1 protein-coding gene is annotated in these 498 nt (G+C 61.6%); it reads right to left on the reverse strand.

Translation table 11 applies throughout. The features are described from left to right. Positions 1 to 180: CBS domain-containing protein (locus RAD15_RS43550; RefSeq protein WP_458184821.1), on the reverse strand; the 180-nt coding region annotated here is incomplete at its 3' end. Between the last annotated feature and the right edge of the window lie 318 nt (positions 181 to 498).

Here is a 498-nt window from a genome sequence, read left to right on the forward strand (position 1 = left end):
GACCTCGATCACCAGGTCCCGGTCCGTGACGATGCCGACGGGAACGCGCTTGCCGGATTTTTCCCGCGCCACCACCAGGCCGCCGACGTGATGCTCGCGCATCAGCCGCGCCGCGTCCGCGATGGAACTGTCGGGCCCGACGAAGACAACCTCGCGGTTGCAGATTTTTCCGACGAGCATGGTTGCCTCCTTGACTTAAAATTATTCTAGAACGGCGACCGCGCTGCTTCTTGACCTGCGTCAAGGTACGGGAGCGGGGACTCTGCGAAAGTGCGCGGGTTATTGCCTCAGCAGGCAATCCGCCGCCCGGCGTCTCCGCACGGTCATCACTTCTCCCTGGTGACCTGATTTTGGGCGGCGGAATTTTTTTGTCCGCGTTTTCCCGCGCCATTCAACGGATATCCCGCTCCCCGCGCCGGGGTTTTGCAGGATTCGGCCCGCACGGTAAAGTTGGAATCCTTCCGGGAGGGGAGAGGGAGACCATGTACAACCTGTTCG

The organism is Bradyrhizobium sp. 14AA (assembly GCF_054185205.1).